12 protein-coding genes are annotated in these 13,814 nt (G+C 63.7%); 4 read left to right on the top strand and 8 right to left on the bottom strand.

Translation table 11 applies throughout. The features are described from left to right. Positions 1-135 precede the first annotated feature (135 nt). Both ACO05N_RS15245 and ACO05N_RS15240 read left to right on the top strand, forming a co-directional pair. Positions 136-402: a hypothetical protein gene (locus ACO05N_RS15245; protein WP_422057870.1), complete on the top strand. Its 267-nt coding sequence runs from the start codon at positions 136-138 to the stop codon at positions 400-402. Positions 403-1,043: 641 nt separating this feature from the next. Next, a complete protein-coding gene (locus ACO05N_RS15240) occupies positions 1,044-1,814 on the top strand; it encodes a hypothetical protein (protein ID WP_422057869.1) in 771 nt (256 codons plus the stop codon). Positions 1,815-2,165: 351 nt separating this feature from the next. Here the strand turns inward: ACO05N_RS15240 and ACO05N_RS15235 are convergent, their stop codons facing one another. Beyond that, on the bottom strand, positions 2,166-3,026 hold the full coding sequence (locus ACO05N_RS15235) for an endonuclease/exonuclease/phosphatase family protein (RefSeq protein ID WP_422057868.1): 861 nt from the start codon (positions 3,024-3,026) through the stop codon (positions 2,166-2,168). A 212-nt stretch (positions 3,027-3,238) separates the two neighbouring features. Here ACO05N_RS15235 and ACO05N_RS15230 point away from each other — a divergent pair, with 212 nt between their 5' ends. Both ACO05N_RS15230 and dinB read left to right on the top strand, forming a co-directional pair. Continuing rightward, positions 3,239-3,469 (top strand): hypothetical protein, encoded by a 231-nt coding sequence (locus ACO05N_RS15230; RefSeq protein ID WP_069319525.1) that lies wholly within the window; start codon positions 3,239-3,241, stop codon positions 3,467-3,469. An 80-nt stretch (positions 3,470-3,549) separates the two neighbouring features. Continuing rightward, positions 3,550-4,629: a DNA polymerase IV gene (gene dinB / locus ACO05N_RS15225; RefSeq protein ID WP_422057867.1), complete on the top strand. Its 1,080-nt coding sequence runs from the start codon at positions 3,550-3,552 to the stop codon at positions 4,627-4,629. A 149-nt stretch (positions 4,630-4,778) separates the two neighbouring features. Here dinB and ACO05N_RS15220 read toward each other — a convergent pair whose 3' ends face one another. From ACO05N_RS15220 to ACO05N_RS15190, 7 genes are all read right to left on the bottom strand, one after another. Then, complete coding sequence (locus ACO05N_RS15220; protein ID WP_422057866.1) at positions 4,779-6,419, bottom strand: MFS transporter; 1,641 nt, start codon at positions 6,417-6,419, stop codon at positions 4,779-4,781. Between the two features lie 414 nt (positions 6,420-6,833). Continuing rightward, on the bottom strand, positions 6,834-7,748 hold the full coding sequence (locus tag ACO05N_RS15215) for a nucleotidyl transferase AbiEii/AbiGii toxin family protein (RefSeq protein WP_422057865.1): 915 nt from the start codon (positions 7,746-7,748) through the stop codon (positions 6,834-6,836). Further along, complete coding sequence (locus ACO05N_RS15210; RefSeq protein ID WP_422057864.1) at positions 7,741-8,631, bottom strand: type IV toxin-antitoxin system AbiEi family antitoxin domain-containing protein; 891 nt, start codon at positions 8,629-8,631, stop codon at positions 7,741-7,743. The genes ACO05N_RS15215 and ACO05N_RS15210 overlap by 8 nt, the downstream gene beginning before the upstream one ends. Positions 8,632-8,991: 360 nt before the next feature. Then, positions 8,992-9,597, bottom strand: coding sequence for a peptidase (locus ACO05N_RS15205; RefSeq protein WP_422057863.1), 606 nt, complete (start codon positions 9,595-9,597; stop codon positions 8,992-8,994). After that, positions 9,569-10,423: a type-F conjugative transfer system pilin assembly protein TrbC gene (locus tag ACO05N_RS15200; RefSeq protein ID WP_069319530.1), complete on the bottom strand. Its 855-nt coding sequence runs from the start codon at positions 10,421-10,423 to the stop codon at positions 9,569-9,571. The genes ACO05N_RS15205 and ACO05N_RS15200 overlap by 29 nt, the downstream gene beginning before the upstream one ends. Then, positions 10,395-11,477, bottom strand: a complete 1,083-nt coding sequence (gene traN / locus ACO05N_RS15195) for a conjugal transfer protein TraN (protein ID WP_069319569.1) — start codon at positions 11,475-11,477, stop codon at positions 10,395-10,397. Before traN ends, ACO05N_RS15200 begins: the two co-directional genes overlap by 29 nt. A 263-nt stretch (positions 11,478-11,740) precedes the next feature. After that, entirely contained in the window at positions 11,741-13,603 is a 1,863-nt protein-coding gene (locus tag ACO05N_RS15190; protein WP_422051221.1) for a hypothetical protein, read from the bottom strand. Positions 13,604-13,814 lie beyond the last annotated feature (211 nt).

Below are 13,814 nucleotides of genomic sequence, written 5' to 3'. Positions count from 1 at the left end.
CTATATGATAAGCCGGATTACAACAGCCTTACCAAGACGCCGAATCCCCCTGATCCCCGCCAAGTCGTCGAGGCGATCACCCGCCGCGATTAGATTCGCGTTCTCATCGATGGCCTGCCCGCGATCAATCCCGGCATGCGGATCGAGAACGCCCGCGGGCGGCTGGTCGGCCGGGTTCAAGAGGTCAACCGCAACGCCCGCGGTCGGATCGAATCGCTGGCGGTGCGCGTCGGCGACCGTGTCGCGACGCTGCCCGCCAGCAACTTCAGTGCCGATGGCGACGTGCTCGTCTCGGCGATGGGGAAGGGAGAAGGTGAAGGACACCGCCAAGTCCCAGAAGTCGGCGGATTGAACTACAGACGCGAGCGCTCCCCAGCGAACTGGGGAGCGTTCAAGCACTGAACCGCGCTGGATTTGCCCGAGGCTCTAAGTCCCGAGAAGGTGGAGCCTGTAAGGGCCGACGACGAATAAGTTTGCGCCGGAGGTGCGCGAACATGCGATGCGGATGGTGGCCAGTCACAAGCGCGATTAGCGGCCTTCGAAAACGCTGCTGTCGCATCATCCATGGGCGCGAACTCGTAGGGCTGGACCTTGGGCGACTGCGCATGGAGCGACGCACTGCTGTCGCTCGTCCATGACAAAAATGGCCATCGTGGTGTTGTTCACGATCGCGTCGAACTGGCGCGAGGCCTCATCGAGCGGCTTCGCTGTCTCTGTGTTCATCGCAACTTTTCCCCCAGCTACGGCAACGCCGCGGCACCCAACACTACGCGTGTCCGTTCGAACGGTTCAGAACGATCTCGTTCCGGCACCGTTTGCCCGGCGAGGGAGCAATGCATTTGGCCCCCCGCGGACGCGCTGAAGCAGGCAATGGATGATACTATTTCGAGCACACGCTTCATTGACTGCGCCGGCGACGATGAGTGCCGGTTACGGGCGCATCGTTGAACCTTACCCCATCGAAACGCGTTGAGCCTGCCTCGCCGTGATCGCCAGTGAACTTTTCACTGTTGATCATGTCCCAAGCGTGCAGGAGAGCAGATATGAGCGATAACAACAAAGGCGCTTTTGGCTTCGACGACCCCAATCGTGGGCCGCTGGATCGGGCTCAGAACGCACTTGAAGGACGCGACGATCCCAGTCGCGGTCCGATCGATCGGATGGAGAACGCGTTGGGAGGCCAAGATGATCCCAACCGTGGCCCGCTTGATCGCGCCGCGAATGCAGTCACGGGCGGCACGGGCGGCGTATCGGCCGCAATGGGCGGAGAGGCCAGCATGGGTCATTCTGGCGGCGGCGTGATTTCCGCAGTCTTCGACAGCAACGATGAGGCACAACGTGCCGTTTCCGAACTGCGCAGCGCTGGTGTCAACGACAGTTCACTTTCGCTCATTGCTCAGTCTAAGGGAACGATGACCACGCGCGAGGGTGGCGGCGAGATAACGGACGAAGAACATACCAACATGCTTCGCGGGATTCTCGGCGGCGGTGCACTTGGTGCAGGGCTGGGCGTTGCCGCACTGGCGATACCTGGTGTCGGCCCCTTGGCAGCGCTCGGCGCAATCGCTGCCTCGGTGGTCCCCGAAGCAATGGCGATCGGCGCGGTTGCCGGCGCTGCCGCAGGTAGTTTCAACGAAGCGCTGAAAAAGCATGGCGTCAGCGACGAAGATGCGAGCTACTACGGAGATCAACTCAAGCGCGGCGGCGTCCTGGTGACTGTCCACGCCTCGGGTGTCGATGCTGACGAGGCACGCGAAATCCTCTACCGCAATGGCGGTCATTCGTCCTCCCGCGCCAGGGCAGCCGCTATCTAACGATGAGAAGCTCCGCGCGATCGGGGCCTTTGAGTATCAATCCATGCCTCGCTTCGGGAGTGCCGAAGCGAGGCAGCTACGCCACCGGGCTGCGGGCGACGATGTGCACGTCTGGTCAGAAGAGCTTACTCTTCGCAACGTCTTCCAGCATCTTTAGGCTTGCAACACCCTGCTTGTCAGCTTCGCACGTGTGCAACATCGGCGTCGCTAGAGCGATTAACATTGGTATGCCCGGCCGGACGGCTGCTATCAATCACCTCTGAAACCTACCAGTCAGCAACCAGTCCAGTTCACGTCGTTCCGCACGGGACATTGTCGGCGAGCCTCCGCGAAAGGCGCAGCGAAATGTTCTCACGGCCGGCCGAGCCTTATTGACACCGGGCAATGGTCGGAAGGGTGCTCAGCCTCCTGTACGTCGCCGTACCGATACTCCTCGAATGAATTCGGGACGAGCCGCTGAGCGGCGCGGGCGCCGAGTACAATATGATCGATGAACTCGCGATAGCGCGCCTTGCAGCCGGCTTGACGATCGCCAGCTGCAAGCGCCAGGTCGGCATCGCCCGGATCGGCGTCATCAATCTCGGCATAGAAGGTGTCGCCGCGGGCGGCGAGCCGCCGGTTCCAGTCGCCGAGCACCGCGAACGTCTCACCAGCTGCAGCACGCGCATCGATCCATTGCTCGAGCACCGGGAGCTGGCTGAACAGCACCGGGCAATCCACGTCGGTCGACGTCCGACCGGAATTGCAGCCGGACTTGAGATGCAATGCGAGCAGCCGCATCGGCCGAGCGCCCTCGACCGTGATGTCGACGCCCCAACGCAGGTCGGGATTGCCGAGGGCGAGGGTGGTCAGGTCCGGATTGCGCTTCCAGTGCACGCCCTTGCGGATTGCGAAGCCAACGGCCTGGTGGCCGATTACTTGGCCGGGATTGCCATAGCAGTTGCCACCCCGACCGCTCGCTGGGCGTCCGGAGATCAGCACATCGTAACGCGTAGGATCGAAGACGCGCTGCGCCGCGGCGCGGCTCTCGACCTCCTGGAAGGCAATGACATCGGCGTCGAGCGCCGACACATGCCGGCGGAGCGCGGCATAGTCGGCCTCGCTGCGCGGGCGGCAACCCACGCCATCACGCTCGGCGAGATGTTCGAGGTTCCAGCTGGCGAGCTTCAGCGATCCCGGCGTCTTGGCCGCGACCGGCGCGGGCGCGTTCATGCAGCTGCTCGTCAATGACGTGGCGAGGAGGAGGACTGTGAAGCGAGCAAGCATCGCCAGTCAGTATCGCGGGCCGACACCGCTGGGAATGGCGTTCGGCAGCCGAACTGCGCGTATCTTCAGCCTGCCCGACCTGCCGCTAGGCCAGGGAGGGGCGCGTCCTGAAATCGTCGCTCTTGCGATGCAGCCCTGCCCAATGCAGAGCGTCGGCCATGACGGCGAGCCAGCTTCAGGATCTTCTTGTCAAACAGCTCATGCGCAAGGCCGGCGGCAGCCAGCGGCGGTGGCGCGCCGTTATCGGACCGATCAAGGTGCACGACGCCGCCACACATGCGCATTGTAACTGGTCGGTCGCGCCCTCAGGCACCTCGCGCGAGATCGGGGAAGTCGAGCGCCTGCTGGACACGGTGCGGCTCGAGCGGCCGATCGTCGCTGCCGGTTAGGAGCAGGTCGGGCAGGGGCGCTCGATCGGTCGTGATCGCGGCGAGTTCACATTTTGTTCGAGCCTTGCTATGTGGCTCATGTGAGCGATGCACCTGTCCGGAAGATCATTCACATCGACATGGATGCGTTCTTCGCGTCGGTGGAGCAGCGCGACGATCCTGTGCTTCGCGGCCGCCCAGTAGCGGTCGGCTATGGCGGGCGGCGCGGTGTCGTTGCGGCAGCAAGCTATGAGGCGCGGGCCTTTGGCGTGCGCTCAGCCTTGCCGTCGGTCACGGCGCTGCGCCGCTGCGCCGAGCTTGTCTTCGTGCCGCCCCGGTTCGACGTCTATCGTTCGGTGTCTGCCCAGATCCACGCGATCTTTGCCGACTACACTGAACTCATCCAGCCGCTATCGCTCGACGAGGCTTATCTCGACGTCACGGACAATCGCCGCGGCATCGCGACCGCATGGGCGACCGCAAAGGAAATCCGGGCGCGCATCCTTGAGGAGACTGGTATCACCGCCTCAGCCGGCATCTCCTACAACAAGTTCCTGGCGAAGCTCGCCTCGGATCACCGCAAGCCCAATGGGCAGTTTGCGGTAACACCTGACATGGGTGCCGCCTGGGTCGAGGACCTGCCGGTCACTAAATTTCATGGCATTGGACCGGTGACCGCGGCGAAGATGAAACGGCTCGGCATCGAGACCGGCGGCGATCTGAGGGCGCAATCGCGCGAGTTCCTGGTCGCCAATTTCGGGAGCTCAGCCGAATGGTATTTCGGCATAGCGCGCGGGATCGACGACCGGCCCGTCAACCCCAACCGCGAGCGCAAGTCGTCAGGTTCGGAGACGACTTTCGAGCGTGATCTGGTCGACCCAGCCGAGATCGAGGCGGGCGTGCTGCGCATGGCCGACGATGTCGCGGCCTGGTGCGCCGATCGCGGCATGTTCGGGCGCACCGTGACGGTCAAAGCCAAGTTCGCTGACTTCCGGCAGGTCACGCGCAGCCGGACTGCCGCGCGTCCAGTGCGTGATCCGGGCGACTTGCGGCGCACCAGCGTCGAACTCATCCGTACGCTCTACCCGCTGACGATGGGCATTCGGCTGGTCGGTGTGACGGTCTCCAACTTCGAGCGTGAGGCCTCCGAACCGCTGCCGCTGCTCGATCTCAAAGGCTGATCACTCCGGTTGCTGGTCGTCTCTCGGCGGAGATCAAGTCCGATCACCAGCTTGCCGTCCGGTTGCGACAGTCACCTCTCCTATGGCATCGGCAATCAGATCGGGGAGAAAAAAGCCAGGTCCTTCCGAGTGCCAGAGTGCCACACTCGCTACGCGCCACCTCCGGCGCCAGTTATGAAGGTCTCGGGCAGGCCACGGTCGCGAGCTTCCGCTTTCCACCGCACCGATCCGAACGGTCGCTCGAGCATACGCCGGATGCGAACAGGCTCACCGCCGATCTGAAACGCGCTGGCCTGGTCCTCCAGTGATCGCTCGCCCGCCGTGGGCCGGTTACGCATGCGCAGGAAGTCGATCCAGGTCGGAAAATGAAAGCGTTCGACCCACAGCTCGGGCTCGGCCAGGTCACGGGCGATTGACCAGGCGTAGGCACCATTGCGCTGCCGGCTGAGCTGGACCTGCTGCATGATGCGGTAGAAGGGACGCGCGTCGTCAAGCGCAACGCGATATTCCAGCTCGATCACGACGGGTCCGCTGCGATGCGTCACGGCCAGCTTTACCGTCGGATCGGGCAAATCCGGGGACGCACTCGCGCCGTCGCTTCGAGCCTCCTCCATCTTCCAGCGCAGTCCGAACAGGATCGAGGCGAGAATGCCTGCCGCCGAGATCAGCAGCGCCGTCTGGACATCGGTTGAATCGGCGACCGCGCCCCAACCCAGGCTTCCGATGGCAATGCCCCCGGCAATGCTCGCCTGGAAGGTTGCGAGCGCGCGTCCCGCGACCCAACGCGGCACCGGCAGCTGCACTGCGATATTAAGCGCCGTCGTCGCGAGCATCCAGCCGCCGCCTGCCACCGCAAGCGCCACGCAGGTCAGGAATTCGCTCCGGCTGAACGCGATCGTGCAAGTCGCGGCGCTCAGAATGATGGTGGCGACGCGGACGACGCCTTCGGAGCCAAGCCTAAGCTTGAGGCGCGCGACGTTGAACGCGCCGACGACCGCGCCCACGCCATAGGAGCCGAGCAGCACGCCAAAGGTGCTCGCCTGCGCATTGAGAAGGTCTCGGGCAACCAGCGGCATCAGCGCGGTTACGGAGCCCGCCAGCAAGCCGAGCAGCAGCGCTCGGCCGATGACGATGCGAATGGCCGGCGAGTGCAGGATGTAGCGAATGCCGGAGATCAGGGCGCGATTGAGCCGTTCGGGGGGCAGGCGGGATGGCTCATGCGTCTTGCTCGAGGCAAGAAGCACACCCAGCATCGGCAGATACAGCAGCGCACTCGCGCCAAAGGATGCCACCGCGCCGGCAGCGGCGACGATGACGCCGCCCAGGGCAGGGCCGAAGCTTCGCGCGATGTTGAAGCTGATACTGTTGAGCGCCACGGCAGCGGCCAGGCTCTCGACCGGCACCTGCTCGCCAGCTGACGACTGCCATGCCGGCCAGAACAAGGCCATGCCGCAGCCGATGGCGAAGCAGAACGCCAGGATGGCAATTGCGGACACCTCGCCCAGCAGTGACAGGATGAAGAGCAGGCTCACCGCCGTAAGCGAGATCAACAGCGCAACGATCGAAACCGTACGGCGATCGTACATGTCGGCAATCGCCCCGGCCGGGATAGCGATCAGGAGCACCGGGAGCATCGTGGCCGTCTGCACCAGCGCCACGAGCGTCGCGCTGCTGCTCAATTCGGTCATTGCCCAAGCCGCGCCTACGCCCTGAATCAGCAATCCGAGGTTGGAGAGCAGGCTCGCCAGCCAGATGTTGCGGAAGCGGGCATAGCGCAATGGCGCGATCATGCTGCCTGGTCTGAGCTGTCCGAGCGACGTCATGAGCGGTTCTGCACTTGCTAAAGCCCTCCCGACGCCTTGATCCGGCCCGTACTTGGCACGCCGGCTCTTGCCAATCGCATTGAGCCTTTAAAGATTTTTCATTGACCGGGTGTGGTGGAAACGCGGGCGAGCGCGCGCACAGTTGGTCAAAGTAGCCGCCACATCGTTGCAAGTCCGCGAGCGGCACAAGCTGATATAGTGGCCGTCAAATCCGCGTGGATGCCGGCAACTGTAAATAGGCGATGATATCGCTGCCGCGCGTGCTTTTGAGAAAGTCGCACACGCCACTCGCATGGGTAAGCGACCTTGCCCTGGTTCTGACGCTCGTCAATCTTGCGTAAGGATGGCTGAGCGGGTAGTTCTGCTCTCAGGCGTGAGCAGCTATTGGCCTTCAACCTCCCAAGGCAGCGCCAGATACAGGTCGCGGACGAGAGCGAAGCGCGGAGCGAATACGGGCAAATCTGCGATTTCGAGCTTGAGCGTATTCCATTCGCGCTCGGCCCGTTCCGCGACTTCAGGATCGTTGATGGAGTTCCTGTCCGGCGTGATATTGCGAGTCCGGCATTTTTCACGCAAGGTAGCGAGGATCTGCTCACGCGCTTCCGCACTTGGCGGATTGGCTTCGATCAGAAAGGCGATATCATAGACGTCTTGACGCCGATTGCGGTTGCGGATCGGTTGTTGCAGCAATGCCCGGAGCTTTTCTGCAATCAGTTCCTCTGCGGTGAAGGCTTGCACTGCCACGTCGGCGCGGCCGAGGTTGAGTTCCTGAAAGGCATAGACTTGGTCGCGAAAACTGACCTCGACAATGAGGATCCGCCCGGCACGACCTTCCGCAAGCGCCGTTTCCTGTTTCGTACCGCGCTCGGCCGAGGCAATTCGCAATTCGAGTGCTGGGAAGTCGGCACCTTCGAACAGCTCGGGCTTGGGGCGCCGCTTGAGCCCCTGCACGCGGCAGACTAAGTCGAGATATCCCAGCTTGATTGCCGCGATAGGCAATTTGGCGTCGAGTTCGGCACGTAGCAATTCAGCAAACCCGTCGGGTTCCACTGTTGCCGAGAAGTCGACGTCACCTGTTCCGCGCCGCGATCCGAAGGCGATCGCCATTAAGGTGCCGCCCTTGAGGACCAAGCTCTCCTTTAGTGAGAGTGACAGGCCGATCGCAGCAAGTACGATCTCGGTGACCTGGCGATCGCGGTAGAGTTGTGGATCGGCGCGCGCGCGTTCCACCCAGGCGCGAATATCGACATCGACAGTATCGATCGGGGCGTCGGAGGGCAGGACGGGCTCAGACATTCAGCGCGATCATCCATTTTTCGGAGTAGGTATTGCCATATGCCGCCTGGGGATCGAGCTTCCGTGAACCGCCGCGCTGCGCACACGCGGTCCAGCGCGCGATACGCGGATTGGTGAGATTGAGCATTTCGTCTAGAATGTAGCCAGCGCGAACTTTGACGATCGGGCTATCGACGGCATCAACCGCTGCCACAATATCGGGCAGCCAGTCTTCGCTATGGCGTTCGAAGCAATCCAGCACGTGCTGGATGCCGCCGCACAAGGCCGGCTGGTCGAGCATGTCGACAAAAACCCGGCCGATCGGCGCAATCTTGGCAATGGTGCCGGCAATTGGGGTGGGATCTGCAGGGTGTTTGGATTCGTGCATCACGACAGACCGGCGGCGGACCTGCGATTTGACGCCGATACGGGTCAGCGGCGGCAAATTGACCATGTCGAACTCTTCTTCATAATCATCTTCCATCCGCGCATCGCGCAATTCCGTCCATAACGGCCGCGCTGGGGTGGTCATGTGCAATGCCTCAGGGGCGCGGTCGGTAAGGCCGTAACGCTGCATCGCCGAGAGATGCGAGATGTAGGCGAAGGGGTCGACCATCACGATCGCTTCTTCTGCGGTCGGGGCGTTAGACGCCTGGATGACACGCCAGACGCCGGCCTTGAAATCATCGTCCGATGCGAGGATCCGCTTCTTCTCGAGCGTACGGATCATAGCGCGCAGCTGCGTATGCTTCCAGTAGCTGGGGAGACGGATGATTGCCTCGCCGGCATAACTACCTTGCACCAGTATCGGGCGCACGCGCTGATAAAGGCTATACTCGGTAACCAGCGGCAGATTGTCGTCGGTCAGCAGTCGAATAATTGCCTGACTAAGATACATCGACATCAGTATCGAACTCCATACGTCCTTAGGACGTATGGAGTTCGATACAGGAATCGTCAAGTAGTTTGTGCGAGTTGCGGCCTGCTGCAAAGTGGTTGCAACGCAGTATCAGATGTCCTATGTCCTTAGGACATAGGACATCTGATACGTGTCTTTGTTCCCGTTAAGCGACGGCTATGGCCTGCGTTGAAACCCTCCCGTTCCTCAGCGATGCCACGACGCAAAATCTAACGGGCGAAACGGGACACCTTGAACAGGCCGTGCTTGGTGCGCTCGCTCTTGCCAATTGCGTTGCGGCTCTATCGCAATTTCAGTTGGCAGGATGTGGTGGAAATCTCGGCGACCACGCGCGCAGGCAGATCGTCAAAGAAGCCGCCGCATCCGCTGCAATGCCGTGAGCGGCACCAAGCCGACATAGCGGCTGTCAAATCCGCGAGGGTGCCTGGAACCGACATAGACATATCCCGGGGGAATGACGCCGTGCCAGCGCGCATGTTCGAGCCGCAAGCCTCTAGGGCCCACCGGGAAGCTTACGCCGAGGAGAGAGCCATTGCAGTAGAAATGGCCGGTACGGCGGTTCGCCGGAAAGGGGGCGGGCTGCTCGACCAGGGTGAGCCGTTCGCCAGGCAGGCAGAGCGCATATTTGGTCGCGCTGACAGGTTGGGGTCCCACCGCTGGATGCGAGAGCATGAACTGGACGAGATCCCCCTTGTGGATCGTACCGGGGGCCGGGCTGACGATCCAGGCATCGACCGACGGACTCATCACCAGCGTAATCCGGGGCAGTACCCAGGCGCCGCCGAGGGACACCGGCAGGGCCGTGGCGAGCGCGAGGAGCAGCCGGCGGGGCCGAGCGGGCTGGTCTGCTTGCTCCCCGCCGAGCGCAACCGCCGCCTGCCGCGGTAGGCGGGCGAGCGCCCGAGCCAGTGCGAAGATCAGGCTAAGCGCCGCCCAGCAGAGCCTGAACATTCTTGACCTCGACTTCACCGCCGATGCGGCGATACTCCTCAATCAGGCCCGAAAGCGCGGCATCGCCATAAACGATATGGGCTGCGCGCGGGCTATCCGCCTCGCGCTCGCAATAGGGCTGCGCTGGATCGCTGGGGATCATGGCAAGCGCGGGCACACGGGCAATGCCATGCTGGCGGAAGACGAGCGGATCGATGATGATCTGCACGTTGCGCATCGCACAGGCCGGACCCTCGCAGCCAGGGTCGATCCGAAGGATCTGCGTACTGAGCTTGGCCATTGGCCCCATCTTGCGCATGCCGCCCGGCATGCCGCGAAATGCCAGCACGCCCTTGGCTCGTTCGAGCTGCTGAGCATAGGCGCGCAGGACCGGCAAAGGCATCGAGGAGGAGACGAACAGCACCGGCACCCAGCTCGATGGCGGTCGCGTGACCGCCTTGGCGACGGCATCCATCTCGGCCGGCTGAAGACCCAGCGCTTCGCGCAAGCGCTCGGCCATATGCTCGCGTTGCGCCGCAAACTGCGTTTCGGCCGCGGCCCGCGCGGCGCGTGCGCGTTGGTCGATTTCGGGCGAGATGCGATGCTTGCGCAACCCTTCAAAGGCGCGCTGGCGCGAGTGGGGGTCGGGTCGTGCGGACAGGTTGGGGCCGCGGGTTGTGGACTCCTGCAGCTTCGCCTTGCCGACGGCCTTCTCGAGCCGCTGCATCGCGGTGCCGCCTTCGCGCTCGATCCGGCTCTTCGCCGTGTCCTGAGCAAGCGCCGCTCCGCCAACCAGCGTGAGCGCGAGCCCAAACGCGCTACTCGCCGATGGCCTTGAGATAGGCATCGATCTTGTCCTTCATCTGGATCTGAATTTGGTCCTGCGCGCGCGACTCGATCTCGGAATAATATTGGCTAAGATCCATCTTGCTGAAGTCGAGCGCCTGGAATTCCTCGGGTGTGAAGCCGCGGCAAAGCGGCTTTTTGGGCGTGCCCCAGCCGACGCCGTTGAACGATTTGAGTTGCGGACGGCCCTGCTCCTGGATGATGCGGCCAAGCTTGGTGTTGAAGCAGCAATGGCCGCGAGCCTTTTGCAGACAGATGCCGAGGAAGCTCGAGGTGCAATAGCTGCCGACCTCATGGCACATGCCAGAGCTGCGCAGCATGGCCGTTTCCATATCTTGGCTGTCACAGCCGTTGAACAGGAACTCGATCATGAAGTTGATCGCCAGGCTGATCGCGAGCGAGGTTGGGTCGAACCCGGCGATCAACGCGCTCGCGCCGGCGTTGGCCGCCTGACTGGCGGTCGCACCCGCCTTGAACGCTGCGAACGCGGCACTCATCCCGTTGAACACCCCCTTGGCGACCGCGATCTTGGTGCTCAGCGAGGTCAGCTGTGAGCCCATGCCATCCTTGATGATCTTGCCCTTGTCACGGCAACAGCTGGCGAAGGTCACGCTGAGACCGGGCGGTCGACAGCGCATCGCGCGCCCGCTGAAGATCTCGATCCGGCCCATGCAGTTGCCATCGGCATCGATGCCGCCGTCAGCCGGGGTGCCTGGATCGTCGATCGGCGGTACTTCTTCGATCGGGGTGACGCTGGGGTCGGCGCACTGGTTTGGCGAACAGGTCGGCGTGGATCCGCCGATCGGCACCGCGCAACCATGTTGGGGTCCGAGCGGGCAGGCATATTGGCCTTGGACGTCGGTGACGCAGGCCGTCTGCTGGAGCGGGCATTGCCAGCCCGAGGGCAAGGTAGCGATGCATGATGCGACCTCGCCGGCATCGGCCGCATCGCCATTCCCGTTGAGGTCAGCGGCGCAGATCTGGCTTGCTCCGCCAGACGACAGTTGAGGTCCAAGGGCAGGGCTTGGGGCGGGCGCAGAGTAAGACTTGGGCATTGGGGCCGTCGCAGGCGGCGGCTCCGGCTGTGAATCTGGATCGGGGTTCCATAGGGCGGGCAGCACCGGCGCTTTCGGACCGCTCTGGCCGGTTTCCGTCGGGAGCCTCGGATTGACCTGGAGCGCGAACGAGCTTGGCCGCGATGACAACGCGCCTGTGTCAGCGCTGGCTGCTGCCCAAGCGGTCTGGGTCATGACGATGAACGCCATCAACGCCAGCAGGAGCAGGGCAACGCGGGTTGGCGTGAACCAGTGCCGCTCCATCATTGCGGCGCCGCGGTGCAGGTAAGATCGGCGCCGGCGAGGCGCACGGTCTGCATCATCACTACCGCCTCGGGAAAATCATTGAGGCAGCCACAGGCGGAGACCAGTTCCTCGCCGGGTCCGAGCGGGCATCGATTATCGTCTCCGCAACTATGGTAGAACGTGTCGAACGACGCCGGGTCGTTCTGGCGGCTGCCAACCACACCTTGTGGCGCGGCGGCGGTGTTGATCGTCGGTGCCCGGGTCTTGCAGATGGGTTCGCAGGCCGGGACTGGGCCTCGCGCGGGCAGGCTGAAGGGCCTGATGCTCTCTTGCGTGCCGCCATCTGCGGTCCGCACGCGATCGGCGAGCAGTGCCTCGGTCGAGCGGTCGAGGATATAGGTGCCACGGCTAAGATCAGGTGCCGGCAGTGCGCTGCTGTCAATTTCGCAGGTATAAACGCGGTCGCGCTGGAAGAAATCTCGCTGCAGCTCGACCGGGCAGGCCGAGGTGCCGAACTGCCGCCGCTGCGGCAGCGGATGGAGGCCCGTCTTCACGCCGTTGCGAAATGTCTGCACGCTATCGACATGCTCGCTGTCGAGGCGGCACTTGCGATCGCTGGCAATCGCAGTGCAGCGGTCGACGAGCCGTTCGCCGAACTTGCAGCTGTCGTCGAGCTCGAGCTGGATGCGCGCCATGGCCTCACCGCCATCGGCGACCGCGACGCGCAGCCAGACCTCATGATCGCCCTTGCTGAGCCAAGGCTTCAGATCAACATTGGGGGCTGCATGGAAGGCGCCGTTGCGCTCGCATTTTGCGGGCGGGAGGCCTTCGCTGGTCCAAGGGCTTGGTCCTGAGGCGATGAGTTGGCCATCGATCCGCACTTGCGCCCAGTCATCGCCAAAATATTCGATGAGCCGTGCAGAGGTGATGCGTTCGGGCTGTTCGACGCGCAGCGTCATGCGAAAGTCGAACAGGCTGCAGTTGCCGCCCTCGAGCGAATTGTTGGCGGGCGACCCCATCAGGAACTCGACCGACTTGCCATAGCGGTTGGTGGCATAGCCGCCGGAAACGCGCTGCACGATAACGTCGATGCTTGCACCGGTGACGCTGACTTGCCGCTCGATCGTGCATTGCCGCAGCTGCTGTGCTTTCCCAAGTCCAGCGGGCGAACCGGAGAGTGCCTGAAACACCGAGCTGCTCGCCGAGACCGCCTGCGCATCGCCGGCAATGGTCGTGGGCGTGGCGCGATAGGCGAGCTGGGACAAGGCGGGACTGTTCGTGCAGGCCGTCGCCTGCGCCCCGACATAGCGGATCATCGCGCCTTCGATCAGCGCTTGCGCGACACCGATTCGCGGATCGGCGGTGGTCAGCGCGCCGATCATGCCGCCGCCCAGGTCGCGCAGCACGCCGGGCATATTGCTCCAGGCGAGGTTCGCGCCGCAGCTGGCGTTGATGCAGTAGCAGCCGGCGAGTTCGGGCATGGCGGCCTCGGCGAGCTTTAGGTTCCGTGCGCTGTCCACGTCCCAGCGATAGGTGCGGCAGCCGCTCCAGCTGCCGGGCTGGCACGAGATGATGCCGTTGGCGCACAAGCCCGAGACCGGCACCGGCAGGGTCGAGCGGCTGTCGATCGTGCCGTCGAGATCCACGTCGCGCGCAACCTGCACCGCGCCGAGGTCGCCGGTCGGCGAGGGCTGGACCAGAATTTCTAGCAGGCTCGCGGTCTTCTGGCAGGCGAGGTTGGTCTCGAAGCTGCGCTTGGCATCGACCGTGCTGATCGGCTGCCCGGCAAGGCCCGGCGTCACATAGTTGCGCTGGATCGCATCGCTATCGCTCGACCTTGCCCGCGAGGCTGCCGCGGCCGCGCGCGCTCGGTCTTCCATGCTCTGGGCGAGTGCGACGTCTGAAACTGCAAGAAGGACCAGCGCGGCCGCCGAAACGGCGCAGGCCGGGGAGGCGAGCCTTGGCCGTGGGAGGAAAGGTGCGGCCGCGCTGGCCAGGGGTGGAGCGACGCCGCCGGGGGGAAGCGGCGCCGCTCCTGTCCCGCATGCGCGCCAGCGGCCGTCCAGGCCTTGGCGGGCAGACCGTACGTTA

The organism is Sphingomonas sp. (assembly GCF_965227385.1).
Lineage (GTDB): Bacteria > Pseudomonadota > Alphaproteobacteria > Sphingomonadales > Sphingomonadaceae > Sphingomonas.
Note: the sequence above shows the minus strand (reverse complement) of the source record. Positions and strands in the feature narration are given on the sequence as shown.